The organism is Streptomyces sp. NPDC051020 (genome assembly GCF_040683105.1).
In the GTDB taxonomy this organism is placed as follows: domain Bacteria; phylum Actinomycetota; class Actinomycetes; order Streptomycetales; family Streptomycetaceae; genus Streptomyces.
The window spans coordinates 20,977-43,454 of sequence record NZ_JBFBCG010000021.1; the positions used below are offsets into that span (position 1 = coordinate 20,977).

The window sequence follows — 22,478 nt, forward strand, 5'->3', positions numbered from 1 at the left end:
GCAGCCAGGGCGACGCCTCGTCGCCTACGTCGCGCCGCGCCCCTTGGCAGCGCATCCATCCGGCCCCCGAGTCAGCCGTACTCGCGGGCGGCCGCGACCCGGTCCTGGGTCAGGCCTTCTTGACCACGCTCGACTTGAGCTGCATGGCGCCGAATCCGTCGATCTTGCAGTCGATGTCATGGCCGTCGACTCCGTCGACCAGGCGGATGTTGCGTACCTTCGTGCCCGCTTTGATCCCCGAGGGGCTGCCCTTGACCTTGAGGGCCTTGACGACGGTCACCATGTCGCCGTCGCTCAGCACATTCCCGACGGAATCCCTGACGACCCACTCCCCGGAGACACTCGTGTCCTCCGCGCCACCCACGGCGGGAACCCACTCATTGTCGCACTCCGGGCAGACCATCAGAGCGTTCATCTCGTAGGTGTACTCGCTGGAGCACTTCGGGCACGGGGGGAGGTTCTCAAGCATTCGGCCAGAATATCCGAACTTTTGCACGATCCCCTGCCGCGTCCGCAGGTGCCCAGGGCTGTCATCCCGTGGTGGTCCGTGGCCGCCGTCCGGCCTGGAGGTTTCCGTCGCCGGGACTGCGCGCTGAGTACCGTCGCAGCCGAGTCGCTGTCGCTTGCCCTGTTGCTGGGTTGCCGGCCTTCGCCGTCGTACGGCTCCAGCACATCGGCACGCTGTACGACGCCGCCTCCGATCCGTACGACACCGAGTGCGGCATGGCGAGCCGGGCGAAGGGTGCGTCGGGCACGTGCCACTTCCGCAGCATCGTTGTCAGCCGCCCGCCGGATGCCGTCGACCACGGCGCGCGCGATGTATGTCGGGAAGCACCCGCACCTCGGCCGCCCCTCGCCGAGGGGTGGATCCGCGGGCGAGGCCCGCGGATCCACCCCGAAGAACTGGCGCAACACCTGACACAGGAACCGAACGCGACTGCGGGGACAAGACGCTCTTTCAGCTGTCGAAGTCGACGGTCAGGGTGTCGGACATGGGGAACGTCTGGCAGGTGAGTACGTAGCCGGCGTCGACCTCGGAAGGTTCGAGCGCGTAGTTGCGGCGCATGTCGGCCTCGCCGTCGGTGACCAGAGCACGGCAGGTGCCGCACACGCCGCCCTTGCAGGCGAAGGGCGTGTCGGGGCGTACCCGCGCTGCTCCGTCCAGGATCGTCGTCCGACGGGAGAGCGGGGACGTGGTGGAGCGGCCGTCGAGCGTGATGGTGACCTGGCTGACTGGGCCGTCGGCCGTGGCGTCCTCGTGGCGGACGGTGCGGATCGGCTCGTCATCGGCGAAGAACAGTTCCTGGTGCACGCGGTCCACGGGGACACCAAGGTTCCCGAGGAGCTTCTGCGCGTCCCGGACCATGCCGTGCGGACCGCACAGCCACCAGTGGTCCGCGCCACGGACGTCGACGAGCCCGTCGATGAGCGCTGCGAGGCGCTCGGCATCCAGGCGCCCCGACAGCAGTTCGGCCTCGCGCGGTTCACGGGACAGGACGTGCCCGAGCTGGAAGCGGGTGCGGTAGAGGTCCTTCAGCTCCGCGAGTTCGTCGGCGAACATCACCGTGTCGGTGCGGCGGTTGCCGTAGAAGAGCGTGACCCGGGAGCGGGGGCCCGTGGCCAGGACTGACTCGGCTATGGACAGCATCGGGGTGATGCCGGAGCCGGCCGCGATCAGGACGTGGTGGCCCGGTTCGGTGAGGTCGGGGGTGAAGGCGCCGGTGGGGGCCATCACCTCGATCGTGTCCCCGGGGCGTACGTCATGGACCAGCCAGGAGGAGAAGAGTCCGCCGGGCACGACCCGCACGCCGATGCGGGGGCGGGCGCCGATGGGAGAGCAGATGGAGTACGAGCGTCGCTCGTCGCGCCCGTCGATCTCGCGGCGCAGCGTGAGCGACTGGCCGGGCCGGTAGGCGAACTCCTCCGCGAGGTCATCGGGTATGTCGAAGCTGATGGCGGCCGCGTCCTCGCACAGCGGCTGCACCGCGGCGACCCGCAGCGGGTGGAAGGCCGGGCGACGGCGCGTGCGCGCGGGGGCGGCGGACGCGGGGGTGTCCGTCGTGGTGGTCGGGGCCATCAGATCTCCTTGACGTACTCGAACGGCTCAAGACAGCTGCGGCAGCGCCACAGCGCCTTGCAGGAGGTGGCGGCGAAGCGGGACGTCTCCTCGGTGTCCGACGACCCACAGCGGGGGCACGCCACCGCGCGGCGCGTGACCGACAGCTCCAGCGGCACGGGCCCGCCGGTGCGGCGAAGCGCGGTGCCGGGGGGCGCGATACCGGCCTCGGCGAGCTTGCGGCGGCCCTCGGCGGTGATCCAGTCCGTCGTCCACGGCGGGTCGAGAACGGTGCGGATCTCCACCTGCGCGAAGCCGGCCGCCCGCAGCCGCGCGGCGACGTCGGCACGCATCTCCGCCATGGCGGGACAGCCCGAGTAGGTGGGCGTCAGTCCCGCGACGACCGTGCCGTCCGGCCGCATTTCGACCGCGCGCAGGACGCCGAGATCGGCCAGGGTGAGCATGGGCAGCTCCGGGTCCGGGACCTGCTCGGCCACGCACCGGGCCCGGCGCTCGTCCAGGGTGGTCACCATGTCGCGTCCGGGTGGGCGCGGGCCACGCTCTGCAACTCGGCGAGCAGCGGGGCCAGGTGCTCGGTGTGGTCGCCTTCCCTGCCCTGTCCGGGCAGGGACCCGGCCTCCGGCAGGCGCAGCCCGGCGGCGTCGAGGACCCGCTGGAGCACCGTCGTTGTCTCCTCTCTCACCTGCGCGGGGTCGACGCCGAAGTCCGGCCGGTGCGTGAAGAGTTCGCCCAGGTACGGGACGACATCGGCGAGCGCCTGCCGCATCCGCCGGAGGGACTCCTCCGTGCCGTCGCCCAGCCGCAGCGTCCAGTCGGCCGCGAACTGGCGGTGGTACGCGAGTTCGTTGACCCCCTTGGCGGCGATGGCCTTCAGGACCGGGTCCTGCACGGTGGCCGCGAGCCGCTCGAAGACGGCCAGGCGCCAGCTGGACATGACCAGCAGCCGGGCGATGGAGAACGCGAAGTCCCCGTTGGGGAGTTCGGCGAGCCGGACATTGCGGAAGTCCTCCGCGTCACGGGAGTAGGCGTACGCATCCTCGCCCCGGCCGGTGCCGTCCACCTGGCCGGCCCGCGCGTACAACAGGCGCGCCTGGCCGAGCAGATCGAGGCCGATGTTGGCCAGGGCCACCTCCTCCTCCAGCTCGGGGGCGCGGGTGCACCACTGGGCCAGGCGCTGGGCCCCGACCAGGGCGTCGTCCCCGAGGGCCAGGCAGCACGCGGCCAGCTCGGCGGGGTCCACCGTGGCGGGCACGGTCGTGTCGACGCCGTGCAGCGGGTCCTCGAAACCGGTACCGAAGGCCCAGCGGGCGTCCGAGTCCCCGTGCTCCTCGCCCAGGGACAGGTAGACGTGGTCGTCAGTGACGTCGCTCATGCCGTCCTGCTCCTAGATGTGGGGGACATCGTCGGGGATGTCGTAGAAGGTGGGGTGGCGGTAGACCTTGTCGGCACTGGGCTTGAAGAAGGGGTCCTTCTCGTCGCGCGTGGAGGCGGCTATGTCCTCCGAGCGCACCGCCCATATGCTCACGCCCTCGTTGCGCCGGGTGTACAGGTCGCGGGCATGGCTCAGCGCCATGGCGTCGTCGGCGGCGTGCAGCGAGCCGACGTGGACGTGGTTCAGGCCGCGCTTGCCGCGGATGAACACTTCGTAGAGCGGCCAGCTGTCCTTCGTGCCTTCGGTGTTGCTCATGCCACCGTTCCTTCCTGAATGTTCCGAGCTTGCCTGGCTGCCCGCTTGGCCGCGTGGGCGGAGGCCGCCTCGCGCACCCAGGCGCCTTCCTCGTGGGCGGCCCGCCGCCGCGCGACGCGCTCCTTGTTGCAGGGCCCGTCACCGGTGATCACGCGCTGGAGCTCGGACCAGTCGGGGGTGCCGAAGTCGTGGTGGCCGCGCTCCTCGTTCCAGCGCAGCTCGGGGTCGGGCAGGGTCACGCCCAGCTTGGCGGCCTGCGGGACGGTCATGTCGACGAAGCGCTGGCGCAGCTCGTCATTGCTGTGCCGCTTGATCTTCCAGGCCATCGAGGCGGCGGAGTTGGGGGAATCGCCGTCGGGCGGGCCGAACATCATCAGGGACGGCCACCACCAGCGGTCCACCGCGTCCTGCACCATCGCGCGCTGGGCGTCGGTGCCCCGCATCATCGTCATCAGCAGCTCGTAGCCCTGACGCTGGTGGAAGGACTCCTCCTTGCAGATCCGCACCATCGAGCGGGCGTACGGACCGTAGGAACTGCGGCACAGCGGCACCTGGTTGCAGATCGCCGCGCCGTCCACGAACCACCCGATCACGCCGACGTCGGCGAAGGTCGGCGTCGGGTAGTTGAAGATCGACGAGTACTTCTGGCGACCCTCGATCAGGCGCTCGGTGAGGTCCGCGCGGTCGGCGCCCAGGGTCTCGGCCGCCGAGTACAGGTACAGGCCGTGTCCGGCCTCGTCCTGGACCTTCGCGAAGAGGATGGCCTTGCGTCGCAGCGACGGGGCCCGGGTGATCCACTCGCCCTCGGGCTGCATGCCGATGATCTCCGAGTGGGCGTGTTGCGCGATCTGCCGGATCAGCGTCTTGCGGTAGCCCTCGGGCATCCAGTCCCGGGGCTCGACCCGCTGGTCCCTCGCGATCGTCGCGTCGAACCGCTCCTGGAGCTCAGGCTCCCCGCAGCCGCCCGGCGCTGCGCCGTGTGACGTGGTCATCGATACCAGCTTCCCTACCGACCATTCGTTCGGTACATAGTCTGACGAATTTTCCCAGCTCCAGCAACCCCTGGACCGGGATCAATGAACCGACCGGCGGCCGTCGGCGCCGACGGCCGCCGCAACGCTCAGCGGCCCTCGAAGGACGGCTTCTCCTTGGCGAGGAACGACCGCACCGCGGCGCTGTGGTCCCGCGTGGCACCGAGGCGCTCCTGCGCTGCCGCCTCACTCTCCAGTACGGCGCCGAGGTCGACCCCGGCCGCCGCGACCCGCAGCAGTGCCTTGACCTCGCCGTACGCCGCGGTGGGCCCGGCCGCCAGCCGACGCGCCAGCGACAGCCCCTCCGCCGCGGCCTGACCGTCCGGCACGACCCGGTGCACCAGCCCCCACCGCTGCGCGTCCTCGGCGTCGAAACGGTCTCCGAGCAGCATCAGGGCGGCGGCGCGCGAGGGGCCGACCGCCTGGGACAGCGACAGGCTCAGCCCGCTGTCCGCGGCCAGTCCGATCCCGGTGAACGCGGTCGAGAAGCGTGCGCCGGCCGAGGCCACCCGCAGGTCGGCGCAGAGCGCGAGCCCGAGCCCCGCCCCGACGCACGCGCCCTCGACCCCCACGACCACCGGCTGGGGCAGCGCGTGGAGCGCTTCGACCAGCGGGTTGTACTCGGCGCGCACCACGGCGAACGCCGATGCCGGCCCGGTCTCCAGGGCCTCGGCGTGCTCCTTGAGGTCCTGCCCGACACAGAAATTCCTGCCCTGGGCGGTCAGCAGCACCGAGCGGACGACATCCCCGTCGCTCGGCACCCGGCGCACGGCGGCCAGCAGCTCGAACCGCAGCGACGCGTCGAGCGCGTTGCCCGCGGAGGGCCTGCGCAGCTCGATGACCGCGACGCCGCCGTCGAGGGTGTAGCCGACACTGGGCCCAGCCCCCTCGGATTCGGCCGCTCCGGTTGTGGTCACTGCCATGTGTAGAACCCCTGCCCCGACTTGCGGCCCAGTTCGCCCCGGGCGACCTTGTCGCGCAGCAGCTGCGGCGGGGCGAAGCGCTCCCCGAGCGTCGCGTGCAGGTATTCGGCGATGGCCAGGCGGACATCGAGTCCGACCAGGTCGGTGAGGCGCAGCGGACCCATCGGGTGCTTGTAGCCGAGGCTCATCGCGTCGTCGATCGCCTCCGGCTCCGCGACCCCCTCCTCGACCATGCGGATCGCCTCCAGGCCGAGTGCCAGGCCGAGGCGGCTGCTGGCGAAGCCCGGGGAGTCCTTGACGACGACGTCCTTCTTGCCGAGCGCATGGGTCCAGCCCAGGGCGGCCCGCACGACCTCGGGCGAGGTGTCCGGTGCGACGACGATCTCGACCAGCTCGGAGGCGGGCACGGGGTTGAAGAAGTGCATGCCGAGGAAGCGGCCCGGCTCCCTCAGCGCCGAGGCCAGTTCGGTGACCGAGAGGGAGCTCGTGTTGGTGGCCAGCACGGTCGACTTGTCCACCGCCTGTTCGACCGCGGCGAGCAGCCGGGCCTTGAGGGCGGCGTTCTCCGGAACGGCCTCGACGACCAGCTCGGTGCCCGAAGGCAGCCCGTCGACCGATTCCACGGTCGTGACCCGAGCGAGCACCTGTTCGGCGGGCTCGGCGAGCTTGCCGCGCTCGGCGGCCCGCTGCAGCCCGGCGGCGATCCGGTCCAGGGCGGCGGCCGAGGCCTCCGCGTCGCCCTCCACGACGGTCACGGACGAGCCGATCGCCGCGAACGACTGCGCGATACCGGCCCCCATCCGGCCGCCGCCGATCACGCCCACGACGGTGGGTACGGTCGGACTGCTCATGCCTTGCTCCTGTTCTTCTTCCCCAAGAAGCGCGTCATACGGTCCTGCTTGTCCTGGCCCTCGAAGAGCACGGCCTGCGCCAGGTCGTCGGCGACCGGGTGCGCGCCCGGCGCATCGACGACGAGCTTCGTCAGGCGCAGCGCAACGGCCGAGGAGCGCGCCATGCGGTCGAGCAGCGCGTGCGCCTCGTCCAGCAGCTTCTCCGCGGGCACCACGTCGATGACGAGCCCTGCGGCCAGGGCCGCCTGAGCGTCCAGATTCCGCCCCGCGAGCAATACCTGCTTGGCGACGGACTCGCCCACCAGCTCCGGCAGCCGCCAGCAGGCGCCGGCCGCCGCGAGTATGCCGAGCCCCGGCTCCGGATTGCCGAAGACGGCGTCGGGCCCCGCGATGCGGATGTCGCAGGCGTACGACAGCTCGGCGCCGCCGCCCAAGGCCCAGCCGTCGACGGCGGCCACCGTCGGCATGGGCAGCCTGCGCACCCGCTCGAACAGACGGCTGTTGATCCCCTGCAGCGCTTCCTCCCGGCCGCGCCGCAACAGCTCCGCGATGTCGGCGCCGCCCGCGAAGACTCCGCCGTGGCCGGTGAGCAGCAGCAGCTTCGGATCGCGTTCCAGCAGGTCACAGACCGTGTGCAGCTCGCGGATCATCAGCCCGCTGATGGCGTTGCGCGCCTCAGGGCGGTGCAGGGTGACCACGACCCGGTCCTCGCGCTCCTCGACGAGAAGCGTGTCGTACGTTGTCCCGCTCACACCCGCTCCACCAGCATCGCCATGCCCTGCCCCACGCCCACGCACAGCGTGGCCAGGCCCCGGTGAGCGTCCTCGCGCTCCAGGCGGCCCAGCAGCGTGAGGAGGATACGGGCGCCCGAGCAGCCCAGCGGATGGCCGAGCGCGATGGCGCCGCCGTCGGCGTTGACCTTGTCCTCGTCGAGCTTGAGACGGCGGATGACGGCCAGCGCCTGCGCGGCGAAGGCCTCGTTGAGCTCGATGGCGTCCAGACCGGCAGTCTGCCAGCCGGCGCGGGCGAGTGCCTTCTCCGTGGCGGGAACCGGCCCGAGGCCCATGATGTGGGGCTGGACACCTGCGGACGCGGAGGTGACGACCCGGGCGCGCGGGGTGAGCCCGTACCGCTCGACGGCCGCCGCGCTCGCCACCACCAGGGCCGCGGCCCCGTCGGACAGCGGCGAGGAGGAGCCCGCGGTGACGATGCCGTCCTTGCGGAAGATCGTGCGCAGGGAGCTCAGCTTCTCCAGCGTCGTCGACGGACGCGGCCCCTCGTCGCGCTCCACGAGACCGTCCTTGACCGGGACCGGCACGATCTCGCGGTCGAAGTGTCCGGCCGCCTGCGCGGCGACGGCGCGCCGGTGGCTGCGCAGCGCGAAGGCGTCGGACTCGGCGCGGGTGATGCCGTCGAGCGCGGCGACCTCCTCGGCCGTCTCGCCCATCGACAGGGTCACCTTCGCCGTCTCCGGCCCTGCCCCGGCGGGCACCGCGCGATCCGCGGCGGCGAAGCGCGGGTTGGTGAAGCGCCAGCCCAGAGACGTGTCGTGCAGCTCGCCCGGCTTGGACCAGGGGGTGCCCGGCTTCTCCATGACCCACGGGGCCCGGGTCATGGACTCCACACCGCCCGCCACGACCAGATCGGCCTCGCCGGACCGGATCGCCTGGGCCGCCGAGGCGACTGCGGTCAGGCCCGAGGCGCACAGCCGGTTGACCGTGTAGCCGGGCACGGTGTGCGGAAGTCCGGCCAGGAGCACGGCCATGCGCGCCACGTCGCGGTTGTCCTCGCCGGCCTGGTTCGCCGCGCCCAGAATGACCTCGTCCACGGCCTCGGTCGGAATCGCGGCTCGGCGGACAGCCTCACCGACCACCAGCGCCGCCAGATCGTCGGGGCGTACGGAGGCCAGGGCACCGCCGTAGCGGCCCTGCGGGGTGCGGACCCCGTCGATCAGGTAGACGTCGTCAGGCATGGGTGCCCTCCTGGATGGTGACGGGGCGGCGCGACTGCAGCGTCGCGAAGCGGCCCGTGACGAATGCGGGATCGGACAGGGTGGCGCTGGCCGCGGGGTTGGCGGCGCTGCCGTGGAAGTCGCTGAACGCCGCGGACTGGTTGACGAAGACGCCGCCCGTGAGGTTCTCCGACAGGTGCACTCCCGCGTCCAGGGCCGCCGACTCGGCGGCGGCCAGGACCTCTTCGCTCGTGGAGTGCACGGCGGCGGTGAGCGCGCCGTGGGCGCGCACCGTCTCGCGGAAGATCCGCAGGCTGTGCTCGGTGGAGTCGGTGGCGATGACGAAGGAGACGGGTCCGAACCACTCTCGGGTGTACGTCTCGTCGTCCGCCCCCGCGTCGAGGCGCGCGACCAGCGGCGTACGAACGGTGGCCGCCGGGTATTCGGGGTGTTCGACCGGCTGCGAGGGGTGGACGGTGCTGCCCAGTGCCGAGGCCTTCTCCAGACGCTCGCGCACGCCGTCGTTGACTAGGGCACCGAGCGTGCCGGCCGCCCTGTCCGAGTCGCCGAGCAGCTTGTCCAGCGCGGCGCCCAGATCTGCGGCGAACGCGTCGGCCGTCTTGACCCCCTGGTCGGTGGCGATGCCCTCGCGGGGGATCAGCAGGTTCTGCGGGGTGGTGCACATCTGCCCGCTGTACAGGGACAGCGAGAACGCCAGATTGCCCAGCAGCCCGCGGTAGTCGTCGGTGGAGTCGAGGACGACCGTGTTGAGGCCCGCCTTCTCCGTGTACACGGCGGCCTGACGCGCGTTCGTCTCCAGCCAGTCGCCGAACTCGGTGGAGCCGGTGAAGTCGATGATGCGGACGTCCGGGTGGAGCGCGAGGAAGCCCGCGGTCCGCTCGCCCGGCCCCTCGGCGGCGAGGACGACGAGATTGGGGTCGAAGCCCGCCTCGACCAGGACCTCGCGGGCCGTGCGCGCGGTGAGCGCCAGCGGCAGCACGGCGCCCGGATGCGGCTTGATCACGACCGGGTTGCCGGTGACCAGGCTGGCGAACAGCCCCGGGTAGCTGTTCCACGTCGGAAAGGTGTTGCAGGCGATCAGCAACGAGACACCGCGTCCGACCGGCGTGAACTTCTTGTCCATCGCCAGCGCAGCGCCCTTGCGCTGGGGCTTGGTCCAGCGGGCCGACTCCGGGTGCCGCTTCTGCTCGGCCCAGGCGTAGGCGACGGCCTCCAGGCCGCGGTCCTGCGCGTGCGGGCCGCCCGCCTGGAACGCCATCACGAAGGCCTGGCCGGTGGTGTGCTGCACGGCGTGCGCGTTCTCGAAACTGGCCGCGTTCAGCCGGGCCAGGATCTCGACAGCGACTCCCGCGCGCACATCGGGTCCCGCCTCGCGCCAGGGGCCGGTGGCCGCCTTGGCGGCGGCCACCGCCGCCTCCGGCGCGACGCGGGGGTAGGTGATCCCGAGCGCGAAGCCGTAGGGGGAGGTCTCGGTGGCCTGTACGGTCCCGTCGCCGGGGTGTCCGGGCAGCTCGAACGGCTTGCCCAGCTGATTCCGGAAGGCGGCCTCGCCGAGCTTCGCGGCCTCCTCGCCGTACACCGACTTGCTGGGCGACTCCGGATAAGGCGTCCAATGGTCCCGGCTAGCGGTAGCGGCCACGGCCTTTTCCAGCAGCTCACGGTGGCGAGCGAAGAAGTCAACGGGCTCGGGAGTGTTGCGGGGCATGCGGTCCACCTCTTGACAGGCAGTGGTGATGCTTGATTACTTGGCGACTCCGACGCTAACCGAATGTTCGGTCGGTACACAAGGTGGTGGAAAACGTGACGCAGGCCACCGACGTGGCTCTCGGTCCGGTGGAGACGATGTTCGCCGCGGACCAGGCTTCCCGGAATCTCGGCATCGAGCTGGTGCGGCATGGTGAGGGGACCGCCGTGCTGCGCATGACCGTGACGCCGCCGATGGTCAACGGGCACAGGATCGCCCACGGCGGTTATCTCTTCCTCCTCGCCGACACCGCCTTCGCCTGCGCCTGCAACAGCCACGGACCCGTGACCGTCGCGGCCGCGGCCGACATCGTCTTCGTCGCCCCGGCCCACGAGGGCGACGTCCTCGAGGCGACGGCCGACGAGCGCACCCGGTTCGGCCGCAGCGGGATCTACGACGTGACCGTCCGACGCATCCATGGCGGTCCGCGCGAAGCGCGGGCCGCTGAGGGCGATGGCGGGACAGCGGCGGGCGAGGTGATTGCGGAGTTCCGCGGGCGCAGCCGCAGCATGGGAAGCACGAAGACGAAGGAGTCGCAATGAGCAGCGAACTGATGGCCCCGGCGGACCAGGGGCCCCGCCTGGGAGAGCCCCTCCCGGACGAGCTGCTGGACAGCGCCGAGCGCATGACACGCGAGCAGCTCCAGCAGCTTCAGCTCGAACGCCTCCGGGCGACTCTGCGACACGCCTACGACAACGTCGAGCTGTACCGCAAGAAGTTCGACGCGGCCGGCGTGAAGCCCGATGACTGCCGCTCCCTCGACGACTTGGCCCGATTCCCCTTCACCACCAAGGCCGATCTGCGCGACACCTATCCCTTCGGCATGTTCGCCGTCCCCATGTCCGAGGTACGGCGCATCCACGCTTCCAGCGGCACCACCGGCCGCCCCACCGTGGTCGGCTACACCGAGAACGACCTGTCGATGTGGGCCGACGTCGTCGCCCGCTCCATACGCGCCGCGGGCGGCCGTCCGGGCCACAAGGTCCACGTCTCGTACGGCTACGGCCTGTTCACCGGCGGCCTCGGCGCGCACTACGGCGCCGAGCGGGCCGGGTGCACCGTGATCCCCGCCTCGGGCGGCATGACCGCGCGCCAGGTGCAGATCATCCAGGACTTCAAGCCCGAGATCATCATGGTCACGCCCTCCTACATGCTGACGCTGCTCGACGAGTTCGAGCGGCAGGGCGTGGACCCGCGGACCAGCTCCCTGAAGATCGGTATTTTCGGCGCCGAGCCGTGGACGGAGGCGATGCGCCGCGAGATCGAGGAGCGCATGGACATCCACGCCGTCGACATCTACGGCCTGTCCGAGGTCATGGGCCCGGGTGTGGCGCAGGAGTGTGTGGAGACCAAGGACGGACTGCACGTCTGGGAGGACCACTTCTACCCCGAGATCGTCGATCCTTTCACGGACGCCGTCCTGCCCGAGGGGGACAGCGGCGAGCTGGTCTTCACCTCGCTCACCAAGGAAGCCCTGCCGATCATCCGCTACCGCACGCGCGACCTCACGCGCCTGCTGCCCGGCACCGCGCGGCCCGCCTTCCGCCGTATCGAGAAGATCACCGGCCGCAGCGACGACATGATCATCCTGCGGGGTGTGAACGTCTTCCCGAGCCAGATCGAGGAGATCGTGCTGCGTGTGCCCGATGTCGCCCCGCACTTCCAGATCGAGCTGACGCGGCGCGGCCGCATGGATCACATGACGGTCCACGTCGAGGCCCGTCCCGGCGCCGGCCCGGAGCAGCGCGAGGCAGCTGTCAAGACGATCGCCAAGGGTGTGAAGGACGGGGTGGGCGTCAGCGTCGAGGTGTGCGTGGTCGAGCCGGAGTCCCTGGAGCGCTCGGTCGGCAAAATCCGCCGGGTCAAGGATCTGCGCCGGGGGTGACCCTCGGCCCTTGTCACAATGGACCGGTGAGCAGAACGCCTGTCCAGAGCGCCGCCGCCCGTCGGGGCCGCCCCAGCTACGACCGTGACTCCCTGCTGGAGGTCGCGGTCGTGGTCTTCAACGAGCGCGGCTACGACGGCACCAGCATGGAAGAGCTGGCCAGGCGCCTGGGCCTGAGCAAGTCGAGCATCTACCACCATGTCTCCGGCAAGGAGGAACTGCTCGACCTCGCCGTCAGCCGCGCCCTGAACGCGCTGTTCGCCGTACTTGAGGAGGACCAGGACCCCCGGACCTCGGCCACCGCGCGCCTGGAGCGGGTCGTCCACCGCAGCGTCGAGGTTCTGGCCGCCGAACTGCCCTATGTGACGCTGTTGCTCCGGATCCGCGGCAACAGCGCGGCGGAACGGCGGGCGCTGGAGAGGCGGCGCGAGTTCGATCACCGAGTGGCCGAACTGATGGCCCGAGCGACAGCCGAGCGCGGCGTACGCGGCGACATCGATCCCCACCTGACCGCCAGGCTGCTGTTCGGAACGGTCAACTCCGTCATCGAGTGGTACCGCCCGGACGGCGACCTACCCGTGTCGGCACTCGCGACGGCCCTGACGAGCGTGCTCTTCGACGGCCTGCACCACGAGACCTGAACCCAGCACCTCGACACCGCCCAGGTGAGGGCCCAGGAGGGCGTTCCCGTCACCGGCCTCGTGTCCGCAACGTGGCAACGCGTAGCAGCGCCGAACTGCTCAGCACTGGCCCGCCTTGTCACTGAAGCGCTGAGGAGCGGTGGTACTGGTCCGGGACGTGGACGTCGCCGCCGAGGCCGCGGGCGGCGTGCCGGGCCCAGTAGGGGTTCCGCAGCAGTTCGCGGCCGAGGAGGATCGCGTCGGCTTCGTCGTTGGTGAGGATCTTCTCGGCGTGCTCGGGTTCGGTGATGAGGCCGACGGCGGCGACGGGGAGGGTGGTCTCGTTCTTGACTCGGGCGGCGAAGGGGACCTGATAGCCGGGGGCCGTGGGGATGCGGACGCCGGAGGCGTTGCCGCCGGTGGACACGTCGAGGAGGTCCACGCCGTGCTCCTTCAGCAGGGCGGCGAAGCGGACGGTGTCGTCTGGGGTCCAGCCGTTGTCCTCGAGCCAGTCGGTGGCGGAGATACGGAAGAACAGCGGGAGGTGGTCCGGCCAGACGGCACGCACGGCGTCGACGACTTCGAGGGCGAAGCGGGTGCGGTTCTCGAAGGAGCCGCCGTAGGCGTCGGTGCGCCTGTTGGAATGGTGGGAGAGGAACTCCCCGATGAGGTAGCCGTGGGCGCCGTGGACCTCGACGACCTCGAAGCCGGCTTCCAGCGCACGGCGTGCGGCGTCCGCGAACTGCCCGACGATTTCCTGGATTTCATCGGTGGTGAGCTCGATGGGCACCAGGTGGCCATCGGCGAAGGCCACGGGGCTGGGGCCCAACGGCTGCCACCCGTGCGCGCCGGGCCCGACCGGGGCGCCGCCCTTCCAGGGGCAGTCGGTGCTGCCCTTACGTCCGCTGTGAGCGATCTGGATTCCTGGGGTAGTGCCCTGGGTCTTGAGGAAGTCGGTGATCCGGCTCAGGGTCTCGGCCTGGTGGTCGTTCCAGATGCCCAGGTCGTAGGGGGAGATCCGGCCCTCGGGGCTGACCGCGGTCGCCTCGAGGAGGATGAGTCCGGTGCCGCCGGTGGCGCGGGCTGCATAGTGAGCGAAGTGCCAGTCGTGCGCGACGCCGGCCTCGGGGCCTTCGGGGGCGGCGGAGTACTGGCACATGGGGGCCATCCAGATGCGGTTCGGGATGGTGAGCGAGCGCAGGGTGTAGGGCTCGAACAGGACACTCACGGCAGACTCCGTTTCGCCGGGAACGACAGGATCGCTAGTACGATACATCTCGTAGTACGAGATTCGTCAAATTACGAAGGCTCTCGTACAACGACCCGCACGCGCATGAGGCCCCTCCCGGCTTTGGACGCTGTTGGTCCGGCTTCGGGAGGGGCCTCATGCATGTGCGGGTCGACCCTTCAGGATTCAGCCGCGGCGCCGCAGCGCGATCTCCGCATCGGCGTCGTAACCCTGGGTCCAGCTGCGTCCGGCGCCCGACTTCCAGGTGATGTGGGCCGTGGCCCCGTCGACCCTGACCTCTTCCACGGTCATGGCCCGGTCGCCGTCCCGCACATCACCGCGACGCAGCCGCCCCGCCTTGACCGTCACGGGCTCAGCCGACTGCGCGCTCTCCACCTCGTCCGCCGAACGAACGAGAGCCACAGCCAGCTCCCGGGCCCGGGCAGGGGTGCAGATCAGCGAGAGATCCCCGGAAGGACCCGCTGCCCGGACCTCGACCCCAGCCGCAACGGAGGTCACGCTCAAGATCGCACCGCGTCCGCCGGTGTCCTCGATCTCACTCTTCATCGCTCTGCTCTCCCCTTTGCCCGTCCCCCGGCTCACTTCAGCCGGAGGCTCTCCGGCGTACCCAGGTAGCTGGGCTTGAGGCCGCCGGTGTCGACCGCCAGGTTCTGCAGCACCATCGTCGAGTCGACCATCCAGAATTTCAGCACATGCACACCTGTTCGGACCGGTGTGGTGCACCGGACGGGTGCGGTTGAGGTTGCCGGAGGTACTGTGCGCCCACTGGACGTTCATGGTGCCGTCGTCGTTGAACGCGGCCTCGTCGAGGGCTGTCCAGGTCCAGGCGATCCGACCCGATGCGCGAAAGGGCTGCGAGTCGGGCCGGCCGAGTTCCCTTCGTCGAACATGCGCGCCCCATGATGAGAGCCGTAACCGGGGAAGCCCTCCCTGACGACGCCGTGGTGCCGGAGCGGTCCGACTTCCTTCCACGCTCTGGCGTCGACACTTTCGTCGAGACGGCCGTGCGTGCTCACAGAGGGATGCCGCAGCCTGACCCCGCACCGGCACTACACGTGCGACATTTCGTATGGACATAGCGGGTAAACAGGAGCTATGGGAGGCTTCGGCGGATATCTCTCAAGGCTCCGACGATCGCACACTGGGCGCTCCCGCACCCTGCTCGGCGTGCGCACCGTGGCCGGGGAAGTCCTGCTGCTGGAGCTGGTGCTCGTCGTGCTGCTCATCGCCACGGCGGCGTTCTCGCTCGTGGTGCAGGCCCGGAACGCCGCCGTTCACGAAGCCGAGAGAGGTTCATACGCCGTCGCCCAGACGTTCGCTCACTCCCCCGGCATCGTGGCGGCGCTCGACAGCCCTGATCCCACCGCAGTACTGCAGCCGCTCACTGAGCAAATCCGGAAAACCACCCACGTCGACAGCGTCGTCGTGGCCGACATGCACGGCATCCGCCTCACCCACCGCGATCCCGCGCTGATCGGCAAGCACGTCATCGGCCCGTACAAGGAGGCGCTTCTCGGGCATGGCTTCACCCGTACCTTCACAGGGAGCCAGGGGCCGGCCGTGAACTCGGTAGTGCCCATACCGAGGGCCGACGGCTCGACCGCCGGCCTGGTGTCCGTGGGCATCGCGATCAATGACGTGAACAAAGTGGCCGACCGCGAAGTGCCGGTGCTGGTCGGCGCCGCGGTGGCTGCACTTGCCCTCACCTCCGGCGGTGCGGCACTGATCAGCCGACGTCTGCGGAGGCAGACGCATGGCCTCGGCCCCGCCGAGATGACGCGGCTGTACGAGCATCACGACGCGGTGCTGCACTCCGTGCGCGAAGGTGTCCTCATCATCGACGGCGACAGGCGGCTGCTCCTGGCCAACGACGAGGCCAGGCGACTGCTGGACCTGCCCGCGAACGCCGAGGGGCTTGCGGTGACAGACATCGGCCTGCCTCCTCCCCTCGTGGAACTGCTCGCCTCCGGCCGCAGCGCCTCCGACGAGGTGCGCATGGTCGGCGACCGGCTGCTGGCCGTCAATCTGCGGCCCACCGACGAACATGGCGGACCTGCCGGGACGGTCGCGACCCTGCGGGACACAACGGAACTGGTCGCACTTGCCGACCGGGCCGCAGCGGTACGGGAGCGGCTGCTTCTGCTGCACACGGCCAGTGCACACATCGGTACGACGCTGGATGTGACCCGGACCGCGGAGGAGTTGGCGCACGTGGTGGTCCCCCGCTTCGCCGACTTCGCCTCGGTCGACCTCGCCGAGCCCGTGCTGCGCGGCGAGGAACCGTCGATACCGCTCGGCACCGTGCTGGACCTGCGGCGTACAGCAATGGCCGGCATGCGCGCCGGCCACCCCTTCTACCCGATCGGACGGGTCGTCGCGTTCGTTCCCACCAGCCCGGCGGCCCTGGGACTGATCCATGGGCACACCAAGCTGGTGCCGGACCTGTCCGCCGAACGGGGCTGGCTGGGGGCCGACCCCGAGCGGGCGGCGAGGATCATCGCGTACGGTGTCCACTCCCTGATCGCCGTTCCGCTGCACGCACGCGGTGCGGTCCTGGGCATGGCGAACTTCTGGCGCTCGGATAATCCGGACCCCTTCGACGAGGACGATCTGACGTTCGCCGAGGAACTGGTCGCCCGGGCGGCCGTCTGTATCGACAACGCCCGCCGCTACACCCGCGAGCACGAGATGGCCGTGACGCTGCAGCGCAGCCTGATGCCCCGCGGCCTGCCCGAACAATCTGCTCTCGACGTCGCCTACCGCTATCTGCCGGCTCAGGCGGGGGTGGGCGGTGACTGGTTCGACGTCATTCCGCTGCCCGGTGCCCGCGTCGCGCTGGTCGTCGGTGACGTCGTCGGGCACGGTCTGCACGCCGCCGCGACGATGGGCCGCCTGCGCACCGCGGTCCACAACTTCTCCGCACTGGACCTTCCGGCCGACGAACTCCTCGCTCGCATCGACGAAGTGATCGCACGCATCGACCGGACGGAGAACACCGACGGCGGGCGCGCGGAGATCACGGGGGCCACCTGCCTGTACGCCGTCTATGACCCGGTGGCCGGCACCTGCTCCGCCGCCCGGGCCGGTCATCCCGGTCCCGTCCTCGTGCTGCCCGACGGCACGGTGCAGGTCCCCGACGTCCCCGCAGGCCTGCCCCTGGGCATCGGCGGACTGCCCTTCGAGGCGATGGAGCTGTCCCTGCCGGAGGGGAGCCGTATGGTGTTCTACACGGACGGTCTCGTCGAGTCGCGCGAGCGGGACTTCGCCACCGGACTGGACACGATGCGCGAAACGCTGGCCGGACAGCACCGGACTCCGGAAGAGACCTGCGACGACCTGATCTCTGCGCTCCTGCCCACACCTCCGGGCGACGACGCCGTCCTCCTGGTGGCCGCCACCCACATCCTCGCTCCCGCCCGTGTCGGCGAATGGGACGTCGAGCCCGACCCGTCGGCCGTCGCCGGGGTCCGCAAGGACGTGTCCCAGTGGCTCATCGACCGGGGGCTGGAGGAAGAGACCTTCGCCACCGAGCTGATCCTCAGCGAGCTGGTCACCAACGCCATCCGCTACGGCGTCCCTCCCATCCGGGTCCGGATGCTGCACGACCGCGCTCTGATCTGCGAGGTGTCCGACTCCAGCAGCACCGCACCGCATCTGCGCTATGCGTCGACGACGGACGAGGGTGGCCGCGGACTGTATCTCGTCGCCCAGTTCGCCGATCGCTGGGGCACCCGCTATACAGCCGAGGGCAAGGTCATCTGGTCCGAACAGACACCGGGCGCGAGCGGTGCGCCTGCATTCGAGTGGACCGACGAGGCCCTGGGCCTCTGAGCGCGCCACCAAGAGCGCCGTCGTCGGATGAACCGGCACCTCACGGTGCAGAAGCCGTGGCACAAGCCCACCCGGGACGTGTGCCTCGGCAAGCTCCCGGCCATCCCCTCGAGCACCGCAACCTCGGCGTCCGGGGTCGCCGAATGCCGTATTCCGTTGCAGGTCGCAGGGGGGGTGTGTACGGTCGACCGGCATGACGCCCCCCACCCTGCACACAGCACGGCTGCGCCTGGAACCGTACGCACCTGCCGACGAGGACGATTTCGTGGCGCTCTTCCAGGACACCCGGGTATCCCGGTGGATCGGGGACGGCCCCGCGGCGGAGGCCGAGGACCGTGCCCTGTTCGGGCGGATCTTCAGCAAGGTCTACGCGCAGGATCTGTTCGACGTCTGGGTGGTGCGGCAGGACAGCCGGTTCGTCGGCCATGCGGAGATCAAGCCGTCTTTGGAAGTGGACGGCCACGAGATCGTCTACGCGCTGGCTCAGGGCTCCTGGGGCCAGGGGCTCGGGACCGAAATCGCGCAGGCACTCACCGCGTACGGGTTCGCCACCCTCAAGCTGACCGAGGTTCACGCGACGGTCGCCGCGGAGAACAGCGCGTCGCTCGCCCTGCTGGACAGGATCGGCTTCCGGCACGTGCGGGACAGGACGGAGGACGACGGGAGCATTACCCGGGTCCTTACCGCGACCGCGGCCACGGCCACTCAGCCGCTGTAGACGTCGAGACGGCCGCACATCCCGAACCTTCCGTAGGCCGAAGGCTGTTGGGCGTGCACACGGGCAGCCGCGAGATGGCCGCCGTCCCCCCGCGCCAAGGCGTCCAGCTGGTCGCCGGTTGCCCGGGATGCGGCGGCGGCGCCCTGTTTCCAGCGCCCCCGCCAGTCGTCCGTCCGATGCTTCACGAGCGCGGCGGCCGCCCGGTGGAAAGCAGCGAGCGGCTCGGTGTCGCCCGCCTCCGCGGCCCGGCGCAGCGTGAGAAAGCCCTGGACGGCGAGGTCGCGGCGGACGCGGGCGGCGCCTTCCTGTTCCGGCTCGGAGCCGTCGACGGGCAGAGCAACGGCCGCGCGATAGGTGCCGGGGTCCGTCAGGAAGCGGGGCGGGAGGGTGAGCACGGCGTCGCCCGCCTCCGGCAGTCCGCTGTTCTGCATGAGAACGACGATGCGCAGGTCGTCGTCATTGACGAGCCGGTGGATCGTACCGGGGGTGAACCACACCAGCGAACCGGCGGCCAGGGGCGTCTGCCAGAAGCCGGTCACGGTGAGCGTCTGCACCGATCCTGTGCCACCGACCACCACATACCCCTCGGAACAGGTGAGATGGAGGTGTGGTGTGCCGCCGCGCAGTCCGTCCTCGGCGGGCCAGTCGTAGACCCTGAGGTGGGAGACGGCTACGGCGCCGGGCAGTCCTTCGAAGGTCACCACGGGCGCTCCTCGATCCGGTTCATCGGCTGTTGTCGGGAACCCATCGGGGGTCCGCCAGCGGGGCAAGCGCTTTCTACACGGGAAGTTACGGCCCGCCCGGGACGCCGGTCAAGGGGCCCGGACCGCGTCGGCCGCGACGCGGGCGGCGGATCGCCGCCCGCCCCCGCACTCGCCGTGCGACCTGCGCAAACGCCTACTCTGCCCGCCACTGTCAGTGGCCGGGTGCAGACTGGCCCGTATCCGTCACAAAGGCGTTTCGGGAGGTGTCGGCGATGCCCGACGTACTGCTCACTGTGGGAACCCGCAAAGGACTCTTCATCGGCCGCAGACGCCATGGCACGTGGGAGTTCGGCGACCCGCATTTCCACGCGCAGGCGATCTACTCCATCGCCATCGACACCCGCGGGCAGGCCCCCCGGCTGCTCGTCGGCGGGGACAGCGCGCACTGGGGACCCTCGGTGTTCCACTCCGACGATCTGGGCGCGACCTGGGTCGAGCCGAAGCAACCGGCGGTGAAGTTCCCCCAGTTCACCGGGGCCTCGCTGGAGCGGGTCTGGCAGCTGCACCCGGCCGGGGCAGAGGCGCCGGATGTCGTGTACGCGGGGACGGAGCCGGCCGCACTGTTCCGCTCCGAGGACCGCGGGGAATCGTTCGAGCTGGTGCGCCCGCTGTGGGAGCATCCGACGCGCTCGAAGTGGGTCCCGGGCGGGGGCGGCGAGGGGCTGCACACGATCCTGACCGACCCGAGGGACGCGCAGGCGGTGACCGTCGCGGTCTCCACGGCCGGGGTGTTCCGCACCAAGGACGGCGGAGCGAGTTGGACCCCGTCGAACAAGGGGGTGTCAGCGGTTTTCCTGCCGGATCCGAACCCGGAGTTCGGCCAGTGCGTCCACAAAGTCACCCGGGATGCGGTCGATCCGGACCGGCTCTATCTCCAGAACCACTGGGGTGTGTTCCGCAGTGACGACTCCGGGGACAACTGGACGGACATCGGCGGGGGGCTGCCCTCCGACTTCGGCTTCGCCGCGGCCGCGCATCCGCACCGGGCGGAGACGGCGTACGTCTTCCCGATCAACGCGGATGCCGACCGCGTGCCGGCCGAGCACCGCTGCCGGGTGTTCCGTACGAGCGACGCGGGCAACAGTTGGGAGCCGCTGTCCGCAGGACTGCCCGAGGAGACGCATTACGGCACAGTGCTGCGCGACGCCCTCTGCACGGACGACGCCGATCCGGCGGGGGTCTATTTCGGCAATCGCAACGGCGAGGTGTACGCGAGCGGGGACGACGGGGACAGCTGGGAGCAGCTCGCCTCGCATCTGCCGGACGTCCTCTGTGTACGGGCGGCGGTCGTCGGCGGTTGATCACTCCGGTCGTATGAGCAGTAGAGTGCGGCCCGTGGCAGCACGACCGTTGAAAGAAATCATCGAGCCGGGATGGGCGCAGGCCCTGGAACCCGTGGCCGAACGCATCGCCGCGATGGGCGACTTCCTGCGCGCGGAGATCGCCGCAGGGCGCACCTATCTGCCTGCGGGACAGAATGTGCTCCGGGCGTTCCAGCAGCCGTTCGACGAGGTGCGGGTCCTGATCGTCGGTCAGGATCCCTACCCCACACCGGGACATGCGGTGGGACTGAGTTTCGCCGTCGCGCCGGAGGTCCGGCCGCTGCCGGGCAGCCTGGAGAACATCTACCGGGAGCTTCACACCGACCTGGGGCTGCCCCGGCCGTCCAACGGCGATCTGACGCCCTGGACCCGCCAGGGGGTGCTGCTGCTCAACAGGGCGCTGACCACGGCGCCCCGGAGGCCGGCGGCGCATCGCGGCAAGGGCTGGGAGGAAGTGACCGAGCAGGCGATCCGGGCGCTGGTGGCGCGCGGAACACCGCTGGTGTCCGTCCTGTGGGGGCGCGACGCCCGCAATCTGCGGCCGCTGCTGGGTGACCTCCCGGCGATCGAGTCCTCGCACCCCTCTCCCATGTCCGCGGACCGCGGGTTCTTCGGCTCGCGGCCGTTCAGCCGGGCCAATGAACTGCTGGAGCGCCAGGGCGCCCGGCCGGTCGACTGGCAGCTTCCGTGACTGCCGCTGCGGGGTCGTACGTCCTCGGGGTGGACTCGGGCGGTTCCGGTCTCCGAGTGGCGCTCGGCGCGATCGGGGGCGAGAAGCCGGTGGCGACGGCAGTCTGCGCCGAACCGGTGCGGACCGGTCCGGCCGGGATCGATGCCGGACACCTGCTGGAGCAGCTGCTTCCGGCCGTCGACGCGTTGCGGGCGCAGGCCGGGGAGCGAGCGGAGACGGCCGCAGGATCGTCCGTCGTCGCCGTGGCGATCGGCGCCGCCGGCATGGCGACGCTCGGGGACCAGTTGCGCGCGGAGCTGCCCGCGGCGCTGGAGCGGGCCCTCGGGGTGCAGCTGCTGGCGCTGGCAGCCGACGCGGTGACGGCGTACGCGGGAGCGGTCGGGCAGCGGCCGGGAGCCGTCGTCGCGGGCGGCACCGGCATGATCGCGCTGGGGACGGATCTGACGAGCTGGCGCCGGGCCGACGGCTGGGGTCATCTCCTCGGCGACAGCGGCAGCGGTGCCTGGATCGGGCGGGCCGGGCTCGACGCGGCGATGCGCGCCCATGACGGGCGGCGCGGCGGTTCGGTCGCGCTACTGGCCCGGCTGGAGGCGGTGTTCGGTCCGGCGCCGGAGCTGCCCGGTCTGCTCTATCCGCGTACCGACCGCCCGGCACTGCTGGCCTCGTTCGCCCCCGAGGTCGCCGCGTGCGCCGGGGACGATCCGGTCGCCGCGGGCATTCTGCGGGACGCCGCCGGCCATATCGCAGAGGCGGCCGCCGCGGTGTGCCCGGTGCGCGGGGCGGCCGACGAGCCGTGCGAAGTGGCCCTGACGGGTGGCTTGTTCCGGATGGGCGATCCACTCCTCGTACCCCTGCGTGAAGAGCTCGCCCGGCAACTTCCACAGGCGCGGACGGTTCCCGGTTCGGGTGATCCGCTGGCCGGTTCGCTGCTCATCGCCGAGGCGATGGCCACCGGTGAGCTGCGGTTGCCGCTCCACCCGACACTGCTGTGCGTACCGGCGTACGGGCCCGAGCGGGGGCGACCGTAAGGGGCGACAGAGCAGGGCAGTTGGTCGGTAAGCCATTGATCGGATAAAAGCGGACAGATAACGCCCGACTGGGCCCTCCCCGAAC

General features: G+C 70.7%; 23 protein-coding genes. 8 read left to right on the plus strand and 15 right to left on the minus strand.

Annotated elements, in window-relative coordinates; all coding sequences use genetic code 11:
* Positions 1–109 precede the first annotated feature (109 nt).
* From AB0N06_RS13970 to paaN, 11 genes are all read right to left on the minus strand, one after another.
* Entirely contained in the window at positions 110–469 is a 360-nt protein-coding gene (locus AB0N06_RS13970) for a zinc ribbon domain-containing protein YjdM (protein WP_366134916.1), read from the minus strand.
* A gap of 489 nt (positions 470–958) precedes the next feature.
* Complete coding sequence (gene paaE / locus AB0N06_RS13975) at positions 959–2,077, minus strand: 1,2-phenylacetyl-CoA epoxidase subunit PaaE (protein ID WP_366134917.1); 1,119 nt, start codon at positions 2,075–2,077, stop codon at positions 959–961.
* Positions 2,077–2,589 carry a 1,2-phenylacetyl-CoA epoxidase subunit PaaD gene (paaD, locus tag AB0N06_RS13980; protein ID WP_366134918.1) on the minus strand — a complete coding sequence of 171 codons (513 nt, stop codon included), beginning with the start codon at positions 2,587–2,589 and terminating at the stop codon, positions 2,077–2,079. Before paaD ends, paaE begins: the two co-directional genes overlap by 1 nt.
* Positions 2,583–3,449 (minus strand): 1,2-phenylacetyl-CoA epoxidase subunit PaaC, encoded by an 867-nt coding sequence (gene paaC / locus AB0N06_RS13985; protein WP_366134919.1) that lies wholly within the window; start codon positions 3,447–3,449, stop codon positions 2,583–2,585. Before paaC ends, paaD begins: the two co-directional genes overlap by 7 nt.
* 12 nt (positions 3,450–3,461) lie before the next feature.
* On the minus strand, positions 3,462–3,764 hold the full coding sequence (gene paaB, locus AB0N06_RS13990; protein WP_358860600.1) for a 1,2-phenylacetyl-CoA epoxidase subunit PaaB: 303 nt from the start codon (positions 3,762–3,764) through the stop codon (positions 3,462–3,464).
* Entirely contained in the window at positions 3,761–4,756 is a 996-nt protein-coding gene (paaA, locus tag AB0N06_RS13995; RefSeq protein WP_366134920.1) for a 1,2-phenylacetyl-CoA epoxidase subunit PaaA, read from the minus strand. Before paaA ends, paaB begins: the two co-directional genes overlap by 4 nt.
* 128 nt (positions 4,757–4,884) lie before the next feature.
* Complete coding sequence (locus AB0N06_RS14000) at positions 4,885–5,718, minus strand: enoyl-CoA hydratase-related protein (RefSeq protein ID WP_366134921.1); 834 nt, start codon at positions 5,716–5,718, stop codon at positions 4,885–4,887.
* On the minus strand, positions 5,709–6,569 hold the full coding sequence (locus AB0N06_RS14005; RefSeq protein WP_366134922.1) for a 3-hydroxyacyl-CoA dehydrogenase family protein: 861 nt from the start codon (positions 6,567–6,569) through the stop codon (positions 5,709–5,711). The genes AB0N06_RS14000 and AB0N06_RS14005 overlap by 10 nt, the downstream gene beginning before the upstream one ends.
* Positions 6,566–7,321: an enoyl-CoA hydratase/isomerase family protein gene (locus AB0N06_RS14010; RefSeq protein WP_366134923.1), complete on the minus strand. Its 756-nt coding sequence runs from the start codon at positions 7,319–7,321 to the stop codon at positions 6,566–6,568. Before AB0N06_RS14010 ends, AB0N06_RS14005 begins: the two co-directional genes overlap by 4 nt.
* A complete protein-coding gene (locus tag AB0N06_RS14015; RefSeq protein ID WP_366134924.1) occupies positions 7,318–8,541 on the minus strand; it encodes a thiolase family protein in 1,224 nt (407 codons plus the stop codon). The genes AB0N06_RS14010 and AB0N06_RS14015 overlap by 4 nt, the downstream gene beginning before the upstream one ends.
* Positions 8,534–10,246 carry a phenylacetic acid degradation protein PaaN gene (gene paaN / locus AB0N06_RS14020; RefSeq protein WP_366134925.1) on the minus strand — a complete coding sequence of 571 codons (1,713 nt, stop codon included), beginning with the start codon at positions 10,244–10,246 and terminating at the stop codon, positions 8,534–8,536. The genes AB0N06_RS14015 and paaN overlap by 8 nt, the downstream gene beginning before the upstream one ends.
* Positions 10,247–10,341: 95 nt before the next feature.
* On the opposite strand from paaN, the gene paaI reads away from it, so the two are divergent.
* From paaI to AB0N06_RS14035, 3 genes are read left to right on the plus strand one after another with little or no spacing between them, the layout of a single operon-like run.
* The gene (gene paaI, locus AB0N06_RS14025) at positions 10,342–10,827 is read left to right on the plus strand and encodes a hydroxyphenylacetyl-CoA thioesterase PaaI (protein ID WP_366134926.1); all 486 of its coding nucleotides are present in this window, start codon (positions 10,342–10,344) and stop codon (positions 10,825–10,827) included.
* The gene (gene paaK / locus AB0N06_RS14030; protein WP_366134927.1) at positions 10,824–12,170 is read left to right on the plus strand and encodes a phenylacetate--CoA ligase PaaK; all 1,347 of its coding nucleotides are present in this window, start codon (positions 10,824–10,826) and stop codon (positions 12,168–12,170) included. Before paaI ends, paaK begins: the two co-directional genes overlap by 4 nt.
* A gap of 26 nt (positions 12,171–12,196) precedes the next feature.
* Positions 12,197–12,811, plus strand: a complete 615-nt coding sequence (locus tag AB0N06_RS14035) for a TetR/AcrR family transcriptional regulator (RefSeq protein WP_366134928.1) — start codon at positions 12,197–12,199, stop codon at positions 12,809–12,811.
* A gap of 118 nt (positions 12,812–12,929) precedes the next feature.
* Here AB0N06_RS14035 and AB0N06_RS14040 read toward each other — a convergent pair whose 3' ends face one another.
* The 3 genes from AB0N06_RS14040 to AB0N06_RS14050 all read right to left on the minus strand — a co-directional run bounded on the left by AB0N06_RS14040 (position 12,930) and on the right by AB0N06_RS14050 (position 14,731).
* Positions 12,930–14,018 (minus strand): NADH:flavin oxidoreductase/NADH oxidase, encoded by a 1,089-nt coding sequence (locus AB0N06_RS14040; RefSeq protein WP_366134929.1) that lies wholly within the window; start codon positions 14,016–14,018, stop codon positions 12,930–12,932.
* Positions 14,019–14,204: 186 nt separating this feature from the next.
* Entirely contained in the window at positions 14,205–14,585 is a 381-nt protein-coding gene (locus AB0N06_RS14045) for a hypothetical protein (protein ID WP_366134930.1), read from the minus strand.
* Between the two features lie 32 nt (positions 14,586–14,617).
* The gene (locus AB0N06_RS14050) at positions 14,618–14,731 is read right to left on the minus strand and encodes a hypothetical protein (RefSeq protein WP_366134931.1); all 114 of its coding nucleotides are present in this window, start codon (positions 14,729–14,731) and stop codon (positions 14,618–14,620) included.
* A 466-nt stretch (positions 14,732–15,197) separates the two neighbouring features.
* Here AB0N06_RS14050 and AB0N06_RS14055 point away from each other — a divergent pair, with 466 nt between their 5' ends.
* Together AB0N06_RS14055 and AB0N06_RS14060 are read left to right on the plus strand one after the other, a co-directional pair.
* Positions 15,198–17,870 carry a SpoIIE family protein phosphatase gene (locus AB0N06_RS14055; RefSeq protein ID WP_366134990.1) on the plus strand — a complete coding sequence of 891 codons (2,673 nt, stop codon included), beginning with the start codon at positions 15,198–15,200 and terminating at the stop codon, positions 17,868–17,870.
* A 193-nt stretch (positions 17,871–18,063) separates the two neighbouring features.
* Positions 18,064–18,588, plus strand: a complete 525-nt coding sequence (locus AB0N06_RS14060; protein ID WP_366134932.1) for a GNAT family N-acetyltransferase — start codon at positions 18,064–18,066, stop codon at positions 18,586–18,588.
* On the opposite strand, the gene AB0N06_RS14065 is transcribed toward AB0N06_RS14060, so the two are convergent.
* A complete protein-coding gene (locus tag AB0N06_RS14065) occupies positions 18,576–19,292 on the minus strand; it encodes a cupin domain-containing protein (RefSeq protein WP_366134933.1) in 717 nt (238 codons plus the stop codon). The two genes, AB0N06_RS14060 and AB0N06_RS14065, sit on opposite strands and share 13 nt — an antisense overlap.
* Before the next feature lie 272 nt (positions 19,293–19,564).
* Here AB0N06_RS14065 and AB0N06_RS14070 point away from each other — a divergent pair, with 272 nt between their 5' ends.
* The 3 genes from AB0N06_RS14070 to AB0N06_RS14080 are packed head-to-tail and all read left to right on the plus strand — an operon-like array spanning position 19,565 to position 22,393.
* Positions 19,565–20,653 (plus strand): exo-alpha-sialidase, encoded by a 1,089-nt coding sequence (locus tag AB0N06_RS14070; protein WP_366134934.1) that lies wholly within the window; start codon positions 19,565–19,567, stop codon positions 20,651–20,653.
* A 34-nt stretch (positions 20,654–20,687) separates the two neighbouring features.
* Positions 20,688–21,365: a uracil-DNA glycosylase gene (locus AB0N06_RS14075; protein WP_366134935.1), complete on the plus strand. Its 678-nt coding sequence runs from the start codon at positions 20,688–20,690 to the stop codon at positions 21,363–21,365.
* Positions 21,362–22,393, plus strand: coding sequence for a BadF/BadG/BcrA/BcrD ATPase family protein (locus tag AB0N06_RS14080; protein ID WP_366134936.1), 1,032 nt, complete (start codon positions 21,362–21,364; stop codon positions 22,391–22,393). Before AB0N06_RS14075 ends, AB0N06_RS14080 begins: the two co-directional genes overlap by 4 nt.
* Positions 22,394–22,478: the final 85 nt, after the last annotated feature.